Raw genomic sequence first — 21,916 nt, 5'->3', positions numbered from 1 at the left:
CCCACTTCACCCGCTCGACGACCTGCTCCCTAGCGCCACCGCCGCGTCGAGCCGCCGGACCTCCGCCGCACCCAGCGTCGGGTTGGCGGCCCGGCGGGCACGGGCGGCGGCGAGGTCGCCCGGGCCGCCGAGGTGCCGCACCAGGGACGCCAGCACGGCCCGGGCCGCTTCGGCGAGCCCCTCCGGCAGGCTGAACACCGCCTCGGCCAGGATCAGCACGGACATGCCCGCGTCCAGGCCCGGCGGGCCCTCGTCGGCGGTGGCCCAGTCGATCACCACGGGCCCGCGCGGGGTCAGCAGGACGTTTTCGGGGTGCAGGTCCAGGTGCAGGATCCGGTGCGCAGGATCGGCGCCGACCGCGGCGGGCACGGCGTGCAGCCGGTGCAGCAGGCCCGCCAGCAGCTCGCCGGCAGCCTCGGGCGTGATGTCGCCCGCCACCAGGGCGTCCCGCAGGGTGGGGCCGGCCAGCCGTTCCAGGACCAGCTCGCCGGGTGCGGCCCCGGTCCACGCGGCGGGCACCGGGTAGCCGTGCTCCGCGAGGTGCGTCATCACGGCGAGTTCGCCGCCGGTGTCGCTGCCGTCCCGGTACCGCCGCAGCACCCGCCGCCCGTCGAGGGCGAACACGTCCGCCGTCCGTCCGCTGCCCAGCAGCGGCCCCACCCCGTTCGGTTCCGTCACGCGGGGCAGGGTAGCGCCGCGCCCGATCGGTCCGGGTCGGAATCACACAATCACCCCGGGTGGCCGTCCGATCGCTCTAGGCTTTCCATCATGCGGCCGGAGCCGCGGCCAACTCCACTCTCCGCCAAGGTGGTTCACCGATGGAGCCGATGAAACCCATGGAACCGGGCACCGACGACGCCGAGGTGACGTACGAGCAGGTCGTCGTCCTCTCCCTGGCGGAGGGCGAACCGGCCGGCCCGGTACACGTCGCGGTCCGGGTCTTCCGCGAGAGCATGATGGTCAAGCGCGTGGCCGGCTACTGGGTGCGCTGGGACGAGCGTTGGGGCCCGGACGACATCCGCCACCACGCTCGCTGGGTCCCCGACGAGGAGTACGTCCGCCCGGCCCCGGGCCGCCCGGACGGCACGCTGACCGTCACCGTCGCCGCGTACTGGACGTACCAGGCGGACGGGCGCCCGCAGCGGCGGACCAGCGAGACCGTGATCGCCTTCCGGCCCGGCGAGACCGAGCACGAACTCGTCCTGGAGCGCCCCGACCCGCACCACCCGGCCGCCCTCACCGTGCACCTCGCGGACGCCCGGTGGATGGACGGCGGCGGGGGGCGGGAGATCCACTACGGCTACGCGGGCGCCACCGAGGCCGAGGACGCCGACGGCGGCGAGGGGGACTGGCTGGTGCGCTTCCCCGAGTACGTCACCGGGCTGCTGCCGCACCCGAGTTAGGCGCCGGGACCCAGGCCCCCTCCCGCATGCCCACCTTGCGGGCGGGGACACCGGCCCAGATCTCGCCCGGCCCGGTCGAGCGGGTGAGGACGGCGTTGGCGCCGACGATCGTCCCCGCGCCGACGGTCAGCACGCCGTCCTTGCACACCACCTTGGCGCCCGCGCACAGCACCGCGCCGTCCTCGACCACCACCCGCCGCATCGCGCTGCGCTCCTGCGGCACCCACGGGTCGGCCCGCCCGATCGTCACGCCGTTGTACAGCGTCACGCCGGCGCCGAGCGTCGTGTACGGGTGCAGCACGGTGCCGAAGCCGCGGTGGAACACCGTCAGCCCGGGCCCGATCTCGCAGGCTGCCGGCACCTCCACCCCGTAGAGGGCGAGCGCCTCCTGGACCAGGCGGCCCAGGAGGCGGTGGCGTCGGCGGTAGATCAGTGCGGTGACGAGAGACATCCACCCATTGTGTCGACTTCGCTACCGGAAGTCGCGATGGTCGTCACTTGATGTCGGGGACCGCGGTGTCGTTCTTGAAGGCGTCGAAGAGCTGCTTGGACTTGTTGGTGTCCCACAGGACCGCCGACTCCCCGGTCTTGGTCCGGTAGTCCGGGTTGGCGATCGGGATGGTCAGGGACTTGCCGCCGCCGCCGTTGACGTCCTTCATCGCGAGGAAGAGCGAGCCGAGGTCGGACAGCCCGGCGTCCTCGTCGACGATCAGGGTGCCGAGGCCGGCGTCGACCAGCGGGTAGAACGTGAACGGGTCGAGCACGGTGCCGGGGGAGGCGGCCTGGTGGGCCAGCGCGCCGAGGAACTTCTGCTGGTTGCGCATCCGGCCGAGGTCCTGGTCGGCCATCTGGTGGCGCTGGCGGACGAAGGCGAGGGCCTGGGTGCCGTTGAGGGTCTGGTCGCCGGCCTTGAGGTCGAGGCCGGAGTCCTTGTCCTTGATGTCCTGGTCGATGTGCATCTGCACGCCGCCGACCGCGTCGACGATGCCGACGAACCCGGCGAAGCCGATCTCGGCGTAGTGGTCGATGTGGATGCCGGTGTTCAGCTCGACGGTCTGGACGAGCAGCCGGCCGCCGCCGTTGCCGAAGGCCGAGTTGATCTTCGCGGTGGTGCCCTTGACGGCCTTCCCGTTGCTGCCCTGGTGCTCGGGGATCGGCACCCAGGAGTCGCGCGGGATGCTCATCAGGGTGTTCCCGCCGTCCCCGACGTGCAGGATCATCATCGAGTCGCTGCGCTTGCCCTCGTCGTGGCCGGTGTGCAGGTCGTCCTGCTGGGACTCGGTGAGGCCCTGCCGGCTGTCCGAGCCCACGATCAGCCAGTTGGTGCCCTTTCCTGCGGCCGGGCGGCCGGGGTAGTCGGCGAGCACGTTCTCGTGGTTGAGCTTGGAGTCGGCCCAGAACCAGGTGGAGACGGCCGTCACCATGATCGCGCTCAGCAGGCCGAAGGCCGTCCACTTGGCGATCCGCCCCTTCGGCCAGCGACCGCGGGCGGCGGCGGGCGGCTGGGTGCTGCCGGGAGCGCCGAAACCGCCCGGACCGTCCGGTCCACCCGGTCCACCCGGTCCACCCGGTCCACCCGGTCCACCCGGGCGCCCGGGCCCGCCCGGGCCCTGCGGCGGGACGCCGCCGAGGCGGGTCGGCTCAGGCTGCCGCGGCGCCGGAGCGCCCGGCCCGCGCGGGTTCAGCCCGGCCGGCAGCGGCGGCTCGGCCGCCGCAGCGCCTGCGCCGGGCCCGTACGCGCCGCCGCCACCGTTGCCGCTGCCGTACGGGTTCCCGCCGTTGTACGGGTTCCCGCCGCCGCTCGGGCGGCCCTCCTGCCACGTGTTCATGTGGTCGAGGATGCCCGACGCCGGCCGCGGTGACTCCCCCCGGGGTGCCGCACCGGGCCTCTTGTAGCAGTTTTGATGCACGGGTCGGATCGTTCCGGCGCAACTTCCGCGCGGACGTGCCACGGTGGGGCACCGGAGCGCCCGGCGTGATCCGCATCACCCGTGTTCACCAGCTGGAACGATTCTTGACCGGCTCGAACACCGCGTGTTTGCATCGTCGGCATGGATCAGCGACGGACTCTCACGCGTCGGCGGCACGTCGACCTCAGGCGTGTGTCCTGTTCGCTCTGTCGTGGCTGACGCGCGCCCCTCGAAACCCTCTCCCGACTCCCCTTAGCAGCGGCTCTCCCCTCCCCCGGGCCGCCGCGCAGCGCCGTCCCCGCTTCCCGCAGAGGTGAACCCATGGCCACCGTCCTGTCCGTTTCCGGCTCCCCGTCCGCGACCTCCCGCACCACCCGCCTGCTGCGCCACGTCGACGCCCAGCTCGAAGCGCGCGGCCACCACGTGATCCCGTTCGAGGCGCGCAGCCTGCCCGCGCACGCGCTGCTCTCGGCCGACGTCGACCACCCCGAGATCGCCGCCGCCACCGAGCTGTTCGCCCGGGCCGACGGTGTCGTCATCGGCACCCCCGTCTACAAGGCCGCGTACTCCGGCCTGTTGAAGGTCCTGCTCGACGTGCTCCCGCAGTACGCGCTGGCCGGCAAGGCCGTGCTGCCGCTCGCCACCGGCGGGTCGCCCGCACACGTCCTCGCGGTGGACTACGCGCTGCGCCCGGTGCTCAGCTCGATGGGCGCCGGTCACATCACCCAGGGCTGGTTCGTGCTCGACCGCCACATCACCGCCCGGGAGGACGGCGCCACCGTGATCGAGCGGGAGACCGAGGCCCTGCTCGCCCCGGTCGTGCAGTCCTTCGCGACGGCCCTGGAGCGTACGGCGCCACCGGTGCTGACCGGCTGACGAACCGTCGCCCGGGCCCCGTACGGGGCGACCCCGAGACGGGTCGCGGCACCCCCTAGGGGGAGGGGCGTCGCACCCCGTACAACTCCCGTCGGGCCGCTTCCTACCGGCGGATGACGAAGGTTCCGCCGCCCGCTCCTAACGTGGTTCACACATCCCCACCCGTCGGAAAGCGGTCCGGTTCTGTCGGGCCGGCAGCCCGGTCCACCGAGAGGGTGGGGATAACTCCCGGTCGAGAACTACGGCCTTCACCATGTCGCGGGACGGGTGGAGCCCGTGAGGCTGGGGCCAACGGGTGGGCCCACTTCTTAGGAGACTCCAGTGACGACGGCAACAGCCGTGTACGACCCCCAGCTTCCCGGCGGAGAGTCCGCCGTCGCCGCTTCGGCCCGCCAGGTCACCAAGGCGTACGGCGCCGGCGAGACCAAGGTCACCGCGCTCGACGCGGTCGACGTCGACATCCAGCGCGGCCGGTTCACCGCGATCATGGGCCCCTCGGGCTCCGGCAAGTCGACCCTGATGCACTGCCTGGCCGGCCTGGACACGGTCAGCAGCGGGCGGATCCGGATCGGCGGCACCGAGATCACCGGCCTCAAGGACAAACAGCTCACCAGATTGCGCCGGGACAAGATCGGCTTCATCTTCCAGGCGTTCAACCTGCTGCCGACCCTGAACGCGCTGGAGAACATCACGCTGCCGATGGACATCGCCGGCCGCAAGCCCGACCAGGCCTGGCTGGACCAGGTGGTGGAGACCGTCGGCCTGGCCGGCCGGCTCAAGCACCGCCCGACCCAGCTCTCCGGCGGCCAGCAGCAGCGCGTCGCGGTGGCCCGGGCGCTGGCCGCCCGCCCCGAGATCATCTTCGGCGACGAGCCCACCGGGAACCTCGACTCCCGGGCCGGCGCGGAGGTGCTGACCTTCCTGCGCCGCTCGGTGGACGAACTCGGCCAGACCATCGTCATGGTCACCCACGACCCCGTCGCCGCCGGCTACGCGGACCGCGTGCTCTTCCTCGCCGACGGCGTGATCGTCGACGAGATGCACGCGCCCACCGCCGACTCCGTCCTCGAACGCATGCGCCGCTTCGACGGCAAGCGCACCAGCTGACCGGGCGGGACGACACATCATGATCCTCAAGACGTCACTGCGGAGCTTCTTCGCCCACAAGGGCCGGATGGCGCTCTCCCTGATAGCCGTCGTGCTGTCGGTCGCGTTCGTGTCCGGCACCCTGGTCTTCTCCAACACCGCGACCAGCACCTTCGACAAGCTCTTCGCCGCGACCGCCTCGGACGTCTCGGTCCAGCCGCAGAAGCCGGCCGACGACGGCGAGCAGCAGCCCGGCGACAAACTGCCGACCGTCCCGGTCGCGCTCGCCCAGCAGGTCGCCGCGGTGCCCGGCGTGAAGACGGCCGTCGGCCAGGTCATGGTCGGCAACGCGATCCTGGTCAACCCGGCCACCAGCAAGCTGGTCGGCCCGACCAGCGGCGCGCCGACCCTGGTCGGCAACTGGACCGACACCCCGCGCAACCCGATGCACATCACCTCCGGCCATGTGCCGCAGGGCGCGGGCGAGTTGGTGCTGGACGCGGACACCGCGAAGAAGGCCAAGCTCGGGCTCGGCGACCGGCTGCGGGTCGACAACGCCGGCGGCAAGCACGAGTTCACGATCGCGGGCATCGCCTCCTTCTCCACCACCAACCCGGGCGCGGCGCTCGCCTTCCTGGACACCGCGACCTCGCAGCAGGTGCTGCTCGGCGAGCAGGCGTTCACCTCCGTCGAGGCGTTCGGCGACGGCAGCCGGGGTGACGACCAGCTCAAGGCCGACGCCCTGGCCAAGGTGGGCGCCGGCTACCAGGTCAAGACCGCGGCCGAGCAGAAGGCCGAGAACAACAAGAGCGTCGGCAGCGGCCTCGACTTCATGAAGTACGCGATGCTCGGCTTCGCCGGCATCTCGCTGCTGGTCGGCGGCTTCCTGATCATCAACACGTTCTCGATGCTGGTCGCCCAGCGCACCCGTGAGATCGGCCTGCTGCGCGCCGTCGGCGGCAGCCGCGGCCAGGTGAACGGCTCGGTGCTGGTCGAGGCGCTGATCCTCGGCGTGCTCGGCTCGACGCTGGGCATCGGGGCGGGCGTCGGCCTGGCGGTGGGCCTGATCAAGCTGATGAACGCGGTCGGGATGGACCTGAACGCGGGCGACCTGCAGATCGGTACGAACGTACCGATCGCCGCCTACGCGGTCGGCATCCTGATCACCGTGGCCGCCGCCTGGATCCCGGCCCGCCGGGCGAGCAGGATCGCCCCGATCGCGGCCCTGCGCGACCACGGCACGCCGGCCGAGGCCCGCTCCAACATCGTCCGCACGATCATCGGCCTCGTCCTGACGGCGGGCGGCGCCGGCCTGCTGGTGCTCGCCGCCGAGGCCGAGAAGGCGGCCACCGGCGGGCAGTACCTGGGCCTGGGCGTGCTGCTCACCCTGGTCGGCTTCGTGGTGCTCGGCCCGCTGCTGGCCACCACCGTGGTCCGGGTGCTCGGCGCGGCGCTGCCGGCCCTGTTCGGCCCGTCCGGCAAGCTCGCCCAGCGCAACGCGACGCGCAACCCGCGTCGCACCGGCGCCACCGCCGCCGCCCTGATGATCGGCCTGGCGCTCGTCATCGGGGCCTCGGTCTTCACCTCCTCGGCGACCGAGTCCACCAACAAGCAGATCGACAAGAACGTCGGCGCCGACTACACCGTCTCGGCCGGCCGTGCCAGCCTCAGCCCCGACATCCTCGCCGCGATCAAGGCGACCCCGGGCCTGTCGCACGTCACCGAGGAGACCGCCCTGAAGGTCACCCTCACGGCGCCGGACGGCTCGACCGACCGGACCTTCGTCGCGGCCGTGGGCGCCACCTTCGCCGACGACTTCACGATCCCGGCCAGCGCCGGTACGCCCGACACGCTGAAGCAGGGCGGCCTGGCGGTCGGCGAGGACTTCGCCAAGGACCACCACGTCAAGGTCGGCGACCAGGTCGCCGTCGACTACGGCAAGGGCCACACCCAGTCGCTGCCGGTCGGGCTGGTCATCGGCAAGGGCAACTCGCTCTTCAGCGGCGTCCCGTTCGTCGGTCTCGACACCATGACCAAGGCCGTCCCGGCGGCCGACCGGCCGCTGCCCGAGCGGCTGTACGTCAAGGCCGCCGCCGGCGCGGACGCGGCGAAGACGCTCACCGCCCTGCAGGACTCGGTCAAGCAGTACCCGCAGGTCGAGGTCGTGGACAAGGCCGGCTACAAGGAGCTCGTCAAGGGCCAGATCAACACCCTGCTCTACCTGATCTACGGCCTGCTCGGCGTGGCGATCGTGGTCGCGGTGCTCGGCGTGGTCAACACCCTGGCGCTGTCGGTGGTCGAGCGGACCCGCGAGATCGGCCTGCTGCGGGCGATCGGGCTCTCCCGTCGCCAGCTGCGCCGGATGATCCGGCTGGAGTCCGTGGTCATCGCCCTGTTCGGCGCGATCCTCGGCGCGGGTCTGGGCCTCGCCTGGGGCGTGACCGCCCAGCAGGTCCTCAAGGACCACGGGTTGGAGTCGCTGTCCGTCCCGACCGGCACGATCGTCGTCACCCTGATCGCCTCGGTGGTCATCGGTCTGGTCGCCGCTCTCGTCCCGGCCTTCCGGGCCGGACGACTGAACGTCCTCGCGGCCATCGCGACGGACTGAACCACGAGCCGGGGGGAACGGGGGCGCAGGGGCCGGGTGCGGACAAGCACCCGGCCCCTGCGGCGTCCCCGGGCCATCACCGGCTGAGATGATCGTCCGATGTTCGTCCCGGACGCCCCGCCCCTGCCCAGCGCCGCACCCCTCACCGCGGCCGCCGCCGACCGCTGGCGCGCCGCCCGCGGCGTCTGGCGCCTGGACAGCCGCTGGCTGGCCCTGCTCCCGCTCGCCTTCACGGCCTTCGCCACCGCCGTCGAACCGAGCGGCACCCACTGCAACACCTACGGCGTCTGCCGGAACACCTGGGGCGACGACCTGGGCGCCTGGTCGGTGCTGGCCGAGACGATCCTGCTCGCCGCCAAGGTCCGCGTCCGGGCGCTGATCCCGCCGGCCGTCCTGGCGGTGCTCTGGTACACCCCGGACGGCCTGGTCACCACCGCCGGCCGCTGGACGGCCGTCCTGGTGCACGTCCTGCTCGCCACCGTGCTGATCCGCGCCGAACTCGGCCGCCACCGCGCCCGTCAGCAGCTCGACGAGCTGATGGCCCCGCCCGTCCCGTTCCCGTGGACGGCCGCCGGAGGGCCCTCGCCCGTGGACCCCGGCCGCCCGCCCGTGGTGCGACGCGTGCTCGGCGGCCTGCTGCTCGCCGTCGCCCTGGCGATCCCGCTGCACGGGCTCTGGCAGGAGGCCGGGGACGCCGACCACCGCGCCCGCGCCACCACCGTGACCGGCACCGCGGGCACCACCGACCAGGACGGCGTCCTGACCGTCCGCTACCGCCCGCGCGACGGCGGCCCCGAGCGCACCGTCGACCTCGACGCCACCTGGGCCCGGCAGCCCCGGCCCGGCGAGCGCGTGCCCCTGCTGGTGGACGGCGACTGGGCGGGCGCCGTCGGCGACGAGTACGACGTGCTGGACGACGTCTCCGGCGCCGGCCTGATCGCCCTGCCCGGCCTGCTCCTGCTCGCCTCCGCCTCCAAGGCCTCCGCCCGCCTTCGCCGGCCCCCCTTCGCCGGCTCCGCGCCCGCCCTCGCCGTCCGGGTCCGGGTGGACGCCAAGGGCGACCTGCTGGTCCAGCCGTTCGACGGCCCGTCCGACGGGCCCGCGATCTGGCGGCTGGTCGAGCGCGACCGCTACCGCTGGGCCCGGCACGGCGCCCCGGACGGCACCGGCCCGGGCTGGGTGCCCGAGTGGCTGGAGACCGGCGCGGACGACGGGGACGACTTCCTCCACCCGCACCCCGTGTTCGACGACCACGAGGACCACGAGGACCGCGCGGACGACGAGACCGAGGACCCCGCCCACCAGACCCTCCCGCCCGCCGTGGCCGCCGCCCGTCTCGCCCACGCCGGGCAGACCGTCGACGCCGTCCTCTACCACGGCCCCGACGGCCCGGAACGGCAACTCCTCGTCCGCCCGGGCCTGCTGGAGCGCGACCCGCGCTGGCTGGCCGCCGTGGTCGCCCCCGCCGCCCGCGCCCCGCGCGCCGGCCGGGACGGGCAGCGCTACCACGAGCGCGCGCTCGCGGTGGCCGCACTGACCGCCGAGACGGTGGCCGCCGCGCCCGAACCCGGGCCGGACGCCCGGCCGGTGCCCGCCCGCCGCTGGGAGACGCCGCTCGGCCTGCGGGCCGCCGCGGGCCCGGTCTCCGCCGTCCTGCTCGTCGCGGTCGTCCTCCTCGGCGGTGACGGCTGGTGGGACGGGCTGGTGCGCCCGCTCTGGATCGGCAGCATCGCGATCCTCGCCTGCGGCCGGACGCTGTCCTGGCAGCTGGTCGCCGACCGGGACGGCCTGCGGGTGGCCACCGCGCTGCGCGGCCGCAGCTTCCGGTGGCAGGAGATCAACGCCGCCGCCGTGCACCGCAACCTGCTCACCATCCAGCTGCGCTCCGGCGAGGAGATCACCGTCGGCAGCCGCCCGGCCGCCTGGCTGGCCGGCCACTTCGGCGACCACTACGACCCGGCCGAGCTGGCCCGGACCGTCGCCACCGCCGCCCACCGCCCCGACCTGCGGCCCACGCAGCCGCTGCCGGACCGGCTGGGCAGCCCGCAGCACGCCCTGAACCGGCTCTCGCTGGCCGGCTTCGCGGCCTTCACTGTCGTCCACCACCTCCTGTGACCGGTACGGTTGGCGTCGATGAACACCAAGGCTGCTGAGGAGCTGCCGGCGGTCTCCGTGATCATGCCGGTGCTCAACGAGGAAAGACACCTGCGCACGGCCGTCCGGCACATCCTGGAACAGGACTACGCCGGGCCGATGGAGGTGGTGATCGCGCTCGGTCCGTCGACCGACCGCACCGCCGAGATCGCCGCCGAACTGACCGCCGAGGACCCGCGGGTGCGGACCGTGGACAACCCCACCGGCCGCACCCCCGCCGGGCTCAACGCGGCGATCCGCGGCTCCCGCCACCCCATAGTCGTGCGGGTCGACGGGCACGGCCTGCTGACCCCCGGCTACATCGGCACCGCCGTCCGGCTGCTGGACGAGATGGAGGCGGCCAACGTCGGCGGCATCATGCACGCCGAGGGCGAGACCGAGTGGGAGAACGCCGTCGCCGCCGCGATGACCTCCAAGATCGGCGTCGGCAACGCCGCCTTCCACACCGGCGGCCTGGCCGGCCCGGCGGACACCGTCTACCTCGGGGTGTTCCGGCGCGAGGTGCTGGAGAAGCTCGGCGGCTACAACGAGGAGTTCATCCGCGCCCAGGACTGGGAGCTCAACTACCGCATCCGCCAGGACGGCGGACTGATCTGGTTCACCCCGCAGCTCAAGGTCACCTACCGGCCCCGCCCGTCCGTCAAGGCGCTCGCCAAGCAGTACAAGGACTACGGCCGCTGGCGCCGCGTGGTCACCCGCTACCACCGTGGCTCGGTCAACCTCCGCTACCTGGCCCCGCCGACCGCCTTCCTGGGCTGCGTGCTCGGACTGGTGCTCGGCGCCGCCCTCCACCCCGTCTTCCTCGCCGCGCCCGGCGCGTACCTGCTCGGCATCCTCGGCGGCTCGGTCGTCGAGGGCCGCGGCCTGTCCGTCAAGGCGAAGGCGCTGCTCCCGGTGGCCCTCGCCACCATGCACCTCAGCTGGGGCTTCGGCTTCCTCACCTCGCCGCGCTCGCTGGCCCGCAAGGTGATCGGCAGCACCGCGCCCACCCCGGCGAACGTGCTCTCCGAGGCCGGCTGACCCGACTTCCGCGGGCCCGCCCTCGACGCCAAGGCCGTTCCGCGCGGCGGCAGTTGAGGGCGGGCCCGCTGTTTTGCGCTGTGGGCTACTTCGCGCACACGTCGGTGTCGTCCGCCTGCACCCGCTGGAGGTCCTTGGGCGCCTCGGTCGCCGCCGTCGACGGCGTGGGCGCGGTGAGGACGTCCTTGCCGAGCACCAGCACCAGCGGGCCCTTCGGATCGGCCTTCGGGTCCGGCCGGACGGCGTCGCCCGGCAGGCCGAGGGCGGTCGCCAGGGCCGCCGCCTCGGCATCGTGGCCGGCCGGGTAGGAGACCGAACTGGTCGCCGTGGCAGGCGCGTTGGGGCCCGTCGCGGCCTTGGCGAAGCCCTTGGCCCGCAGCCGGTCCACGGCCTGCTGCGCCTGCCCGCCCGTCCCGCTGCCGTTGCGGACCGTCACCCGGACGCTCTTCGAATCCACCGCCGGGGCGGCGGGTGTGCCGGCGGCGCCGGTGGCCTCCGGCGTGGCCGGGGCGGTCGGGGCCCCGGTGAGCGAGCGGTCGCCGGCGATCATCGAGAACAGATGCCCGGCGTCCGGCTGTTTGAGCACCAGCCGGTTCTCGTCCTTCGGATCGTCCAGGACGGGCACGGTGGCGAAGGTGATGTTCTTGGTGTCGACCTTGCTGATGTCCAGCGCCAGGTCCTTCAGCCTGTCGACGCTGCCGATGCCGGAGTCGACCGTGAGCGCCTTGGTGGCGGCGTCGGCGAGCTTGTAGAGCTTGGTGGGGCTGGTCAGGGTGTCGCCGCTCTTGATCTTGCGGATCATCGAGCTGATGAACTGCTGCTGGAGCGGGATCCGGGTGAGGTCGCCGCCGAACCCGACCGCGTGCCGGGTGCGGACGAAGGCCAGCGCGTCGTCGCCCTGGACCACGTGCCGGCCCTTGCTCATCCGCAGGTGCGAGTCCGGGTCGTTGATGTCCTTGGCCGCGCACACCTCGACCCCGCCGACGGCGGTGGAAAGGGTCTTCACCGCCTCGAAGTTGACCTGGACGAAGTGGTCGACCCGGATGCCGGTGACCTTCTCGACGGTCTTCCAGGTGCAGCCCGGGTCGCGCCCCTCCTGGCCGAGGCTGTTGTTGAACATGTCCCGCGTCGAGCCGGGGACCTTCTTCCCGTCGGCGGTCCGGCACTCCGGGATCGGCACCATCAGGTCGCGCGGGATGCTGATCACCGTCGCGTTGGAGCGGTCCTTGGCGATGTGGAACAGCAGGGTGGTGTCGGCGTGCCCGGTACTGCCCTCGTCGCCGTACTCGCGCCCGAGGCCCTGCCGGCTGTCGGTGCCGAGCACCAGGACGTTCAGCGCGTCCCCGGCCGGCTTGGGCCGTTCGGCCTCGTCGCCCAACTGGACGTCGACGGAGGTCAGGTTGTTGTTGAAGTGCTGGTACAGGTAGTACGCGCCGCCGCACCCGACGACCATCACCAGCGCACCGGCCCCGGCCGTCCACGCGAGTACCCGGCGGCGGCGGGTCCGCTTGGCGGCCGCCGCCCGGCGCTGGGCGGTCCGCCGGCCCTCGGCGGACGGTGGCGCCGCGACCCGGCGGCGCTGGGGCGCAATTCCCGGGGCCGGGTCCAGCCGGTACCGCCCGGTTTCCGGGTCGTGCACCCACTGGTCGGCGGGGTCGACCTCCGGATTGTCCTGCTGCACGGCGGTTCCCTACCTCCGACCGGTGACGGGGCCCGGCCCGCGCGGACGACGGGCCGATCCGGACACACTAGACGAGCCGAAGGCGGGAATTGTTCCGGGTGTGATGTCTGCCATGGTGTGTTAATCGAACGGTAAAGCGAGATTCGATCGTGTTTCTCCGGGGAACCCGCGCCGACCTGCGGCGAAGCCCGCCGGTCAGTGCTGCGCGCAGGCGTCCACGTCGGCGGTGCGCCCCTCGAAGGCGGGCGAGGCCCCGGCCGTCGGTGAGGCCGACGCCCCCGCGGCTACGTCCGCCCCGGTCGGCGGACCCTGACTCAGGCCCGCGCTCGGGCTCGCGCCGGCCGTCGGCGACGGCGTCGAGCCGGGCGGGCGGACGGCGATCCGCTGGTCGTCGCGCAGCGCGGTGAACAGCTGGGTGGTCTGCGGCTGCACGAACTCGTCCCGGTCCGAGTCGTACCGGTAGGCGCGGCGCGGCGCGGTCAGGAACACCACGTCCGACGAGGGGATGCCGCGCAGGTCCTGGGTGAGGTCGTAGAGCGCGCCGAGCGAGGACAGGCCGCTGTCCGCCCGGATGGAGGAGGTCGCCGCGTCCAGCACCGGCCACAGCTTGGTCGGGTTCAGCAGCACGCCCTGCGACTGCACCTTGCGGATCAGGGCGGCCAGGAACTGCTGCTGACGTCCCATCCGCTGGGTGTCGCTGCCGTCGCCCAGGCTCTCCCGGGCGCGGACGTAGCCGAGCGCCTGCTCGCCGTGGAGGGTCTGCCGCCCGGCCGGCAGGTCGAGCCTGGCGTCCTTGTCGTGGATCGGCTGCGGGACGCACACCTCGACGCCGCCGATCGCGTCGACCACGGTCTTGAAACCGCTGAAGTCGAGGATCACGTAGTGGTCGATCCGGATGCCGCTCAGCTGCTCGACGGTCCGGATCGAGCAGGCCGGCCCGCCGATCTCGAACGCCCAGTTGAACTGCATCAGCCCGGACTTGCTCCGGGTGCCGTCCGGCTTCTCGCAGGCGGGGACGGTGACCATGACGTCGCGCGGGACGGAGACCGCCGTCGCGTGCTTCCGGTCCGCCGCGAGGTGCAGCAGGATCGTGGTGTCCGAGCGCTGGTTGCCGGCCTCGCCGCCGTACGTGGCGTTCGCGCCGGAGCGGTCGTCGCTGCCGATCAGCAGGATGTTCTCGGCGCCCTTGGCCCCGGCGGTCCGGCTGGGCCGCTCGGCCTCCAGCCGGGCGAGCAGCCGGTCGGTGGTGGTGTCGGTGCGGATGTTGCCGTCGAGCTTGCGGTAGGCGATCCAGAGCAGGGCTCCGGCCGCGACGAGCAGGAACGCGACGACGCCGGCGGTGATCATCAGCCACCGCCGGCGCCTGCGGGGGCGTCTCGGTGCAGTCGGGGGAGTGCCGGTCGGGGGAGTGCCCGTCGGGCGGTCCACAGCGTCGTCCTCGGCCATGGCAGGGATCCCTACCCGCCGAGTCGGATCCGGGGGTTACCCGAGGCGCAGTGTCACCCGTTCGGATTCGGCCCGCTTCTCCCACTGCTCGGGGTCGAGGCCGTCCGAGTGGCGGCACAGCACCACGGAGGCCCCGGCCGCCAGCGGAGCCAGCAGACCGGCCTCCAGGCCCGCCCAGTCGTCGTACGACAGGGTGGACATCACCCGGTCGCCGGGGTTCAGCCCGAGCCGGGCCGCCCCCTCCCGGGCCAGCGCGACGGTCTGCTCGCCCGTCAGCTTCAGCGGCAGCCCGTCCACGAAGGTCTCCAGCGCGGGCGCGTCCGGGGTGACCGGGGAGTACGGCGCGAAGCGGTCGCCCTGGCCGGGCACCTCGGCGGCGTAGTCGAGGAAGCCGTCCGGGCGGTGCGGGAACCTGCCGCCGAGCGGGCGCAGGGCGAGCGCCACCCGCTCGCCCTCGCAGGCCTGGGCGGCGTCCAGGCCGTCCGGGCCGCTGACCACCAGGTCGGCGGCGGCCGGGTCGCCGCCCGGCACCGCCGTCACCCCGACCGACCAGCAGGCGAGCAGCCAGACGGCGCTCTGCCAGTGGGCGGGCAGGAGGAGGGCGGCGCGGTCGTCCGGGCCGGCGTTCAGCTCGTCCTGGAGGAGGTTGGCGGTCTTGGCCACCCAGTTGTCGAAGGTCCGGGCGGACAGTTCCACCCGTTCGCCGGTGGCGTCGTCGTAGAAGGTGACCAACGGGGCCGCGGGATCGACCGAAGGGGTGCCACCTCGCAGGTATGCGTGCAGCAGCTCGACGGGGGTGCGGGCATCGGCAGCGAAAGGCGCAGTCATGGTGCGCCCCAGCCTACGGCCTTCGGACGGGGCACCGGGAGGGGCGGCGGACCCGGCCCGGGCGGCGTGGCGAACGCCGGTGTTTGCGGTCACCATCCGGTTTATGCGCCTTTCACTCCCGGTTTCACTCCCGGCCGCGATCCTCGCCGGCTGCACCGCCGCCCTGCTCCTCCAGCCCGCCGCCACCGCCTTACCGGCCTCGCCGACCGACCCGGCCGGCCCGACCGCGCAGCGCCGCACCTCCGCCGGCGGCGGCTCGGTCACCTCGCTGCCGCTGCGCGGGGGTCGCGGCCTCGCCCCGCGCACCACCCGGCCGTTCGAACTCCTCGGCGTCGGCTGGGACGGCCCTCCGGACGCGCTCACGGGCGGCACCGTCCGGGTCCGCACCCGCGACGCGGCCACCGGCCGCTGGGGCGACTGGCACGTGCTGGAGACGGACACCGAGGACGGGCCCGACGGCCGCACCGGCGCCGCGCACGGCGCCACCGCCCCACTGTGGACCGGCCGCAGCGACGGCGTCGCGGTCGAGGTGCGTCCCGGCCCGGCCGGGCAGCCGCGCGGCCTGCGCCTCGAACTCGTCGACCCCGGCGCGGGCGCCGCCCCCTCCAGTGCCCGGACGCTGCCCGCCACCCCCGCCAGCCCCGACGGCGGCCGCCAGGCTCCTCGCCCCGGCATCGTCACCCGGGCCGGCTGGGGCGCCGACGAATCCCTGCGCGAGCAGTCCTTCGAGTACACCGGCCCGGTCCGCGCGGTCTTCGTCCACCACACCGCCACCGCCACCGACTACGCCTGCGCCGACGCGCCGCGGGTCATCCGGGCGATGTACCAGTACCACGTCCAGAGCAACGGCTGGCGGGACATCGGCTACAACTTCCTGGTGGACCGCTGCGGCACCGTCTACGAGGGTCGCGCGGGCGGCGTCGACCAGCCCGTCCACGGCGCCCACACCCTCGGCTTCAACACCGACTCCGCCGGCGTCGCCGCGATCGGCACCTATGGCGGCGACGCCCCGCCCCAGCCCCTCCTCGACGGCCTCGCCGTCGTCTCCGCCTGGAAGCTCGGCCTCGCCGCCCGCCCCGCCGACGGCCGCACCCAGCTCGTCTCCACCTCCGACGGCAGCCGCTTCCCCAAGGGCACCGTCGTCGACTTCGACGCCATCTCCGGCCACCGCGACGCCTTCAACACCGAATGCCCCGGCACCGCCCTCTACGCCCAACTCCCGGCCCTGCGCGCGGTGGCGGCACGCCTGCAGTCGTCGTGACGTCCGTTGCCGACCGCGGGCGGCGCCAACCACCCGTCCCTGTCACGGTGTTGACACGACCTTGGTAACTGCTGGCAGAAGAACAGGAGTCGGCCTCACATCGTGCGACGCGCCGGCCCCACCAGCTCCCGCAGTTCAGCGGTGAGCGCCGCCGCCAGATCCGGCCGGAGGTCGTACCTCGCCGGAGTCGTCTGCATCAGCGCGATCCGCCACCCGGCCCCGGCGTTCACCGCGATCACCGTCTGCACCGAGTTGAGCGCCGGGTTCAGGCCGCCCGCACCCGCCGGCACCAGCCCCGCGACGGCGTCCAGCTGCGCGACCCCCGCCCCGAGCCCCCGCACCCGCCGGACCTTGGCCACGTACTCCGGCGTCGCGTGGTCGGCGAAGATCCGCCCGAGTTCGGCGGCGATCACCGAACGCCCGCGGTAGCGCGTCCCGTCGAAGCCGATCACCTCGCCGTCCTCGGCGAAGGGCCCGGCGAACGCCGAGCCGTCGCGCCGGTTCCAGCCCTCCAGCACCCGCTGGTGGAGCGTCCGCACCGCGCTCTCGTCCCCGGAGGGCAGCTCCGGCAGCCGCGTATCGTTCATATCCCCATGGTCGGCGAAGGCGGTGGCGGCGGACAGCGGAGGAGGCGCGGGGCGGTGACGGGCGAGGCGGTGCGGCGCTGGCGGCCGGGCTTTCCGCTCGACGCGGCCCACACCCTGCTGCCACTGCGCCGCGGTCCGGCGGATCCGTCGTACCGGACGACGGGCGACGGCGCGATCTGGCGGGCGTCCCGGACACCGTCGGGGGTCGGCACGCTGCGGGTGCTGTCCCACCCGGGGGCCGGCGACGTGGAGGCGCGCGCCTGGGGCCCGGGCGCCGACTGGCTGCTGGACCGGCTGCCCGTGCTGCTGGGCTCGGCGGACGACCCGGAAGGCCTCGTGCTGCCGCCGGGCCCGCTGCGGGACGCCCAGCGCCGTACCGCCGGGGTCCGCCTCACCCGGACCGGCCTGGTCATGGAGTCGCTCGTCCCGGCGATCCTGGAGCAGAAGGTGACCACGGACGAGGCGTACCGCGCCTGGCGCACCCTGCTGCGGGACTTCGGCACCCCGGCGCCGGGCCCGGCGCCGGGCATGTGGGTGGCGCCGTCGGCCCGCGAGTGGGCGCTGGTGCCGAGCTGGGAGTGGCACCGGGCGGGTGTCGACCCGAAGCGCTCGGCGACGATCATGCGTGCGGTCCGGCTCGCCCCCCGCCTGGAGGAGGCCTCCGCGATGGGCCACACCGAGGCCTTCGACCGCCTGACGGCCGTGCCGGGCATCGGGATCTGGACGGCCGCCGAGACCCTGCAGCGCAGCAACGGCGACCCGGACGCGGTCTCGGTCGGCGACTTCCACCTGCCGAACCTGGTCGGCTGGGCCCTGGCCGGCCGCCCCCGCAGCGACGACACCCAGATGCTCGCCCTCCTGGAGCCCTACCGCCCCCACCGCCACCGCGTCTGCCGCCTCCTCATGGCCACCGGCGCCCGCGCCCCCCGCTACGGCCCCCGCATGACCCCCAACGACCACCGAGCGCGGTGAACTACGCCGTAGTACATTGAGTGCATGGAAGCCACCATGCGGGAGCTGAACCAGCAGACGGCCAAGGTGATAGGAGCCGTCGAGCGGGGCGAGACGGTCACCGTCACCAAGGACGGCCGGCACGTGGCCACCATCCTGCCGCCGAGCCTGGCCGAGCCCGTCTACCCCTTCCGGACCGATCCGATGGGGGACGAGCTCGACGACATGCCGGTCATCCCCGGCGGTGGCGGGCGCATTCTGGCCGACCTCGACCGGCACATGGAAGGGTTCGGCAGGTGACCGCTGTCGCGGTGGTCGGTGACACCGGCGCGCTGCTCGCCGCGTACGCCGGTGAGGAACCCGACCATGACGCCTGCCTGAAGGCCCTGCGCACGGTCGGCCATCTGGTCATCTCACCCCTGGTGCTGGCCGAACTCGACTACCTGGCGCGCCAGTCGCTCGGAGCCACGATGGCGATGCGCATCCTGGACGACATCATCGACCGGTGTGCGATCGGCCGTTTCGAGGTGCCCGAGGTGGGTGCGCACCTCGCCACCGCGCGGGCGGTCATGCGTCAGTACCCGGACCTGAACATCGGTCTGACGGACGCCATCAACGTCGCGCTGGCCGCGGAGTTCAGGACCGACGCCGTGCTGACCGTCGACCGGCGCCACTTCCGTGCGATCAGGCCGCTGACCAACCACGGGGCTTTCCGGCTCCTGCCGGACGACCTCGACGGCTGATCCCTACCGCTGATCCCTACCGCACCTCGATGAAGGCGTCCGCGTCGCGTTCCGGGCGCTCCCGCGGCGGTTCGGCGGGGCGGCCGACGGCGATGGCGCCCATCGGGTCCCAGGTCTCCGGGAGGTCCAGCGCGGCGCGGACGGTGTCGCGGCAGAACATGGTGGACGACACCCACGCCGAGCCGTAGCCCTCGCCGGTGAGGGCGACCAGCAGGTTCTGCACGGCGGCGCCGGCGGCGACAGTGAACATCTCCCGTTCGGCGGTGGCGCGCCGGGGGTCGGGGTACTGGTGCGACCCGTCCATCACCAGGCAGGGCACGACCAGGTAGGGGGCGTCCCGCAGGACGTTGCCGCGGGCGGTGCGGCGGGCGATCCGCTGCTCGTCCCAGCCGTCGAGTTCGCGCAGGTCGCGCTGCCAGGCGGCGAGCATCGCGTCGAGCAGCCGGATACGCGTGTCGGCGGATTCGAGCAGGACGAACCGCCAGGGCGTGGTGTGGTGCGGGGCGGGCGCGGTGACGGCGGCGGCGACGGCGCGGCGGACGGCGCCGGGGTCGACGGGTTCGGCCGTGAAGGAGCGGACGGTGCGCCGCAGGGTGACGGCCTGCCGGAGGGCCTCCGAGGTGCCGAGCCGGAACATGTCGTCGGCGGCGGGGCGGACCAGCGGCCGGGTGCCCTCGCCGTCCTCGGTGGTGACGAGGTGGCCGAGGCCGCGCACGACGGCGACCGGCACTCCGGTGGTCTTGCCCTTCACCAAGTCGGCGGCGGCGGCGAGTTCGTCGGCGGTGGCGGTGACGGTGAGGGCGAGTCCGTTGCCGTGGCTGTCGGTGCGGCCCCGGTGGTCCGCCAGGGCGGGGAGCCCGGCCGCGCCGATGGCGACGTCGGTGAGCCCGTTGCGCCACGGCCGGCCGAAGGTGTCGGTGACGACGACGGCGAGCCGCCGCCCGGTGAGCCGCTGGAGCCGGGCGCGCAGGGCGCGGGCGGAGGCGTCGGGGTCCTCGGGCAGCAGCAGGACGGTGCCGGGGGCGGTGTTGGAGGCGTCGACGCCGGCGGCGGCCATGACGAAGCCGTTTCGGTTCTCGACGATCCGGGCGGGGCCGCGCCGGGCGACGACCCGGACGGTCTCGGCGTCGATCGCGGCCTCGCGGTCGGCGGCGTGCAGCAGCCGGCCCTCGGCCTTGCTGACGATCTTCGAGGTGACGAGCAGGATGTCGCCGTCCTCGTAGCTGCCCGCCTTGGCGAGCAGCGCGGCGAGGTCGTCCCCGGCGTCGATCTCCGGCAGCCCCTCCACCGGCAGGATGTGCAGCGTCACTTCCGTACCTGCTCCGCCAGGGAGAGCGCGGCCCGCGCCATCTCGGCGGTGGCCTCGACGTCGGTCATCAGCAGTGGGACGGCCCGGCAGGCGATCCCGGCGGCCTCGACGGCGGCGACGGCGCCCTCGTCCGCCGTGTCGACCAGCCACCCGTCCAGCAAGCCCTCCTGTCGCCCACCACCACCGTTGCCCGAGCTGCTTCGCAGCGCTGTCCTGTTTCCGTAGTGGAGCGCGACCGCCTCGGCGGTGGCCTCGACGCCGACGGCGGCGAGCACCTTGTCGGCCATGCCCCGCACCGGCGCCCCGCCGATGATCGGGGAGAGCCCGACGACCGGCGCGGGGGCGGCGGCGACGGCCTCCCGGATGCCGGGCACGGCGAGGATGGTGCCGATCGAGACGACCGGGTTGGACGGCGGGAAGAGGATGACGTCGGCCCCGGCGAGGGCCTCCAGCACGCCGGGCGCGGGCTTGGCGGTGTCGGCGCCGATCGGGATGATCGCCTCGGCGTCGACGGCGGCGTGCAGCTTGACCCAGTACTCCTGGAAGTGGATCGCCCGGCTGCCCTGTTCGTCGGTGATCCGCACGTGGGTCTCGACCCGGTCGTCACTCATCGGCAGCAGCCGCACGCCGGGCTTCCAGCGCACGCACAGTGCCTCGGTGACCTGGCTGAGGGTGTACCCGGCGGTGAGCATCTGGCTGCGGACGAGGTGGGTGGCGAAGTCGCGGTCGCCCAGCCCGAACCACTCGGGGCCGATGCCGTACTCCTTCATCTCGGCCTTGATCGACCAGGTCTCGTCGGCCCGGCCCCAGCCCTGTTCCTCGTGGATGCCGCCGCCGAGGGTGTACATCACGGTGTCGAGGTCGGGGCAGACCTTCAGGCCGTAGAGGTGGATGTCGTCGCCGGTGTTGCCGATGACGGTGATCTCGTCCTGCGGGCCGACCGCCGCGAGGAGTCCGCGCAGGAAGCGCGCTCCGCCGATTCCGCCTGCCAGTGCCACGATGCGCATACGCCCATCCTGCCACGGTCCGACTGCCCGTCAGCCCGGCCGTCAACCGCGTGACGGCCGGATGACGGGTGTGCGCTCAGTGCGTCCGGGCGCGGTCGTGCGGGTGCTGCTCGGGGACGGCGACGGCGCCGCCGTACTGGTTCATCTCGGTGAGGCCCGGGCTGTAGAGGTGGATGGAGACGGCGGGCTCCAGCGTGCCGTTGACCATCTCGTGCAGGTAGCCGGGGGAGAAGACCCTCCCCCAGCCTCCGGCCTGGGGGACCCCCGTGCCCCCCGAGCGCAGGATTCGGGAGGACTCGCCCGCGCCGGTGAGGGAGCGCTCGATGAGTTCACCCTGGACGACGGTCATCACGCCGGAGGAGGCGCCGTGGTCGTGGAAGCCGCTGCTCTGGCCGGGCAGCCAGCTGAGCAGCCAGACCTCGTAGCCGGGGCCGGTCTCCAGCCGGGCGTACCAGCGGGTCAGCGCGTCGTAGCGGACGAGCGGCTCCCAGCGGGCGCGGTCGGCGGCGATCTCGCGGACCAGCCGGGCGTAGTCGGCGACGGTGGTGGGGTGGCCGGGCAGGTCGGTGCGGGCGAGGTGCGGGAAGGCGAGCGGGTCGCCGGCGATGGAGACGTCGCTGAGGCCGTCGGCCCAGCCGCCGGTGCGGGCGGTGGCGGTTGTGAGGCTCCCCAGGCCTTGCGGCTGGGAGGTACCTGCACGGCGGGCGAGCTTGTTGCGGTCGCGGTTCCGCTTGCGGATGCGGGTCATGCGCACGGGAGTCGTCCTCGGAGTGGAGGCTGGTTCGTCAGGGGATCAGCCGGATCCGGGATGTCCTGGGGCGGGACTCGCGGGCGGCCTCTGTGCTTCCTTGGGGCGGCGCGCGGTGGGACGCGGGCGCCTAGATACAGCAGGAACAGAGGCGACAACAGGAGTTCGCGGCACGGCGGAGCGCGGAACCGCTCCGGGGGCTGGCGAACTCTGACATGGGTGAAAGGAGAACGCATCGGTGGGGGCGGTGTCAAACCAGGAGATGCGGCATTCGGGTGGGTTAGATCCAGAAGTACCG

At 73.6% G+C, this 21,916-nt stretch carries 21 protein-coding genes; 11 read left to right on the top strand and 10 right to left on the bottom strand.

Features of this window, described 5'->3' with window-relative positions:
* Nucleotides 1–6 precede the first annotated feature (6 nt).
* The gene (locus F7Q99_RS09555) at nucleotides 7–678 is read right to left on the bottom strand and encodes an aminoglycoside phosphotransferase family protein (RefSeq protein ID WP_326846470.1); all 672 of its coding nucleotides are present in this window, start codon (nucleotides 676–678) and stop codon (nucleotides 7–9) included.
* Nucleotides 679–827: 149 nt separating this feature from the next.
* Between F7Q99_RS09555 and F7Q99_RS09550 the strand changes: the two genes are divergently transcribed.
* On the top strand, nucleotides 828–1,403 hold the full coding sequence (locus F7Q99_RS09550; protein WP_153460872.1) for a hypothetical protein: 576 nt from the start codon (nucleotides 828–830) through the stop codon (nucleotides 1,401–1,403).
* On the opposite strand, the gene F7Q99_RS09545 is transcribed toward F7Q99_RS09550, so the two are convergent.
* Nucleotides 1,375–1,854: an LbetaH domain-containing protein gene (locus F7Q99_RS09545; RefSeq protein ID WP_153460871.1), complete on the bottom strand. Its 480-nt coding sequence runs from the start codon at nucleotides 1,852–1,854 to the stop codon at nucleotides 1,375–1,377. The two genes, F7Q99_RS09550 and F7Q99_RS09545, sit on opposite strands and share 29 nt — an antisense overlap.
* 43 nt (nucleotides 1,855–1,897) lie before the next feature.
* Entirely contained in the window at nucleotides 1,898–3,232 is a 1,335-nt protein-coding gene (locus F7Q99_RS09540; protein ID WP_153460870.1) for an LCP family protein, read from the bottom strand.
* A 222-nt stretch (nucleotides 3,233–3,454) separates the two neighbouring features.
* On the opposite strand from F7Q99_RS09540, the gene F7Q99_RS43605 reads away from it, so the two are divergent.
* The 6 genes from F7Q99_RS43605 (at nucleotide 3,455) to F7Q99_RS09515 (ending at nucleotide 11,057) form a co-directional block, all read left to right on the top strand.
* Entirely contained in the window at nucleotides 3,455–3,532 is a 78-nt protein-coding gene (locus F7Q99_RS43605; protein ID WP_407697845.1) for a putative leader peptide, read from the top strand.
* 102 nt (nucleotides 3,533–3,634) lie between these two features.
* Nucleotides 3,635–4,189, top strand: coding sequence for an NADPH-dependent FMN reductase (ssuE, locus tag F7Q99_RS09535; protein WP_153460869.1), 555 nt, complete (start codon nucleotides 3,635–3,637; stop codon nucleotides 4,187–4,189).
* Between the two features lie 321 nt (nucleotides 4,190–4,510).
* Complete coding sequence (locus tag F7Q99_RS09530; RefSeq protein WP_326846469.1) at nucleotides 4,511–5,296, top strand: ABC transporter ATP-binding protein; 786 nt, start codon at nucleotides 4,511–4,513, stop codon at nucleotides 5,294–5,296.
* Nucleotides 5,297–5,312: 16 nt separating this feature from the next.
* Complete coding sequence (locus F7Q99_RS09525; protein WP_326847186.1) at nucleotides 5,313–7,883, top strand: ABC transporter permease; 2,571 nt, start codon at nucleotides 5,313–5,315, stop codon at nucleotides 7,881–7,883.
* A gap of 99 nt (nucleotides 7,884–7,982) precedes the next feature.
* Complete coding sequence (locus F7Q99_RS09520) at nucleotides 7,983–9,998, top strand: hypothetical protein (RefSeq protein ID WP_153460867.1); 2,016 nt, start codon at nucleotides 7,983–7,985, stop codon at nucleotides 9,996–9,998.
* An 18-nt stretch (nucleotides 9,999–10,016) separates the two neighbouring features.
* On the top strand, nucleotides 10,017–11,057 hold the full coding sequence (locus tag F7Q99_RS09515; RefSeq protein ID WP_153460866.1) for a glycosyltransferase family 2 protein: 1,041 nt from the start codon (nucleotides 10,017–10,019) through the stop codon (nucleotides 11,055–11,057).
* A gap of 85 nt (nucleotides 11,058–11,142) precedes the next feature.
* Here F7Q99_RS09515 and F7Q99_RS09510 read toward each other — a convergent pair whose 3' ends face one another.
* The 3 genes from F7Q99_RS09510 to F7Q99_RS09500 form a co-directional block, all read right to left on the bottom strand.
* The gene (locus tag F7Q99_RS09510; RefSeq protein WP_326846468.1) at nucleotides 11,143–12,738 is read right to left on the bottom strand and encodes an LCP family protein; all 1,596 of its coding nucleotides are present in this window, start codon (nucleotides 12,736–12,738) and stop codon (nucleotides 11,143–11,145) included.
* Between the two features lie 195 nt (nucleotides 12,739–12,933).
* Entirely contained in the window at nucleotides 12,934–14,184 is a 1,251-nt protein-coding gene (locus F7Q99_RS09505) for an LCP family protein (protein ID WP_153460865.1), read from the bottom strand.
* 36 nt (nucleotides 14,185–14,220) lie between these two features.
* Entirely contained in the window at nucleotides 14,221–15,012 is a 792-nt protein-coding gene (locus F7Q99_RS09500; protein WP_153460864.1) for a TIGR03089 family protein, read from the bottom strand.
* 103 nt (nucleotides 15,013–15,115) lie between these two features.
* Here F7Q99_RS09500 and F7Q99_RS09495 point away from each other — a divergent pair, with 103 nt between their 5' ends.
* A complete protein-coding gene (locus F7Q99_RS09495; protein ID WP_153460863.1) occupies nucleotides 15,116–16,273 on the top strand; it encodes a peptidoglycan recognition protein family protein in 1,158 nt (385 codons plus the stop codon).
* Between the two features lie 95 nt (nucleotides 16,274–16,368).
* On the opposite strand, the gene F7Q99_RS09490 is transcribed toward F7Q99_RS09495, so the two are convergent.
* On the bottom strand, nucleotides 16,369–16,860 hold the full coding sequence (locus F7Q99_RS09490; RefSeq protein ID WP_153460862.1) for an SgcJ/EcaC family oxidoreductase: 492 nt from the start codon (nucleotides 16,858–16,860) through the stop codon (nucleotides 16,369–16,371).
* Nucleotides 16,861–16,914: 54 nt separating this feature from the next.
* Here F7Q99_RS09490 and F7Q99_RS09485 point away from each other — a divergent pair, with 54 nt between their 5' ends.
* The 3 genes from F7Q99_RS09485 to F7Q99_RS09475 are packed head-to-tail and all read left to right on the top strand — an operon-like array spanning nucleotide 16,915 to nucleotide 18,554.
* Nucleotides 16,915–17,832, top strand: coding sequence for a DNA-3-methyladenine glycosylase family protein (locus tag F7Q99_RS09485; protein WP_326846467.1), 918 nt, complete (start codon nucleotides 16,915–16,917; stop codon nucleotides 17,830–17,832).
* Nucleotides 17,833–17,856: 24 nt separating this feature from the next.
* Nucleotides 17,857–18,111, top strand: a complete 255-nt coding sequence (locus tag F7Q99_RS09480; protein WP_153460861.1) for a type II toxin-antitoxin system Phd/YefM family antitoxin — start codon at nucleotides 17,857–17,859, stop codon at nucleotides 18,109–18,111.
* Complete coding sequence (locus F7Q99_RS09475) at nucleotides 18,108–18,554, top strand: PIN domain-containing protein (RefSeq protein ID WP_326846466.1); 447 nt, start codon at nucleotides 18,108–18,110, stop codon at nucleotides 18,552–18,554. The genes F7Q99_RS09480 and F7Q99_RS09475 overlap by 4 nt, the downstream gene beginning before the upstream one ends.
* 16 nt (nucleotides 18,555–18,570) lie before the next feature.
* Here F7Q99_RS09475 and F7Q99_RS09470 read toward each other — a convergent pair whose 3' ends face one another.
* The 3 genes from F7Q99_RS09470 to F7Q99_RS09460 form a co-directional block, all read right to left on the bottom strand.
* Nucleotides 18,571–19,863 carry a coenzyme F420-0:L-glutamate ligase gene (locus tag F7Q99_RS09470; RefSeq protein ID WP_326846465.1) on the bottom strand — a complete coding sequence of 431 codons (1,293 nt, stop codon included), beginning with the start codon at nucleotides 19,861–19,863 and terminating at the stop codon, nucleotides 18,571–18,573.
* Entirely contained in the window at nucleotides 19,860–20,870 is a 1,011-nt protein-coding gene (gene cofD / locus F7Q99_RS09465) for a 2-phospho-L-lactate transferase (RefSeq protein ID WP_153460860.1), read from the bottom strand. The genes F7Q99_RS09470 and cofD overlap by 4 nt, the downstream gene beginning before the upstream one ends.
* A gap of 76 nt (nucleotides 20,871–20,946) precedes the next feature.
* Nucleotides 20,947–21,624, bottom strand: coding sequence for a cysteine dioxygenase (locus F7Q99_RS09460; protein ID WP_326846464.1), 678 nt, complete (start codon nucleotides 21,622–21,624; stop codon nucleotides 20,947–20,949).
* Between the last annotated feature and the right edge of the window lie 292 nt (nucleotides 21,625–21,916).

The organism is Streptomyces kaniharaensis (assembly GCF_009569385.1).
GTDB classification, from domain to species: domain Bacteria; phylum Actinomycetota; class Actinomycetes; order Streptomycetales; family Streptomycetaceae; genus Kitasatospora; species Kitasatospora kaniharaensis.
This window is presented reverse-complemented; position numbering and strand designations above follow the sequence as displayed.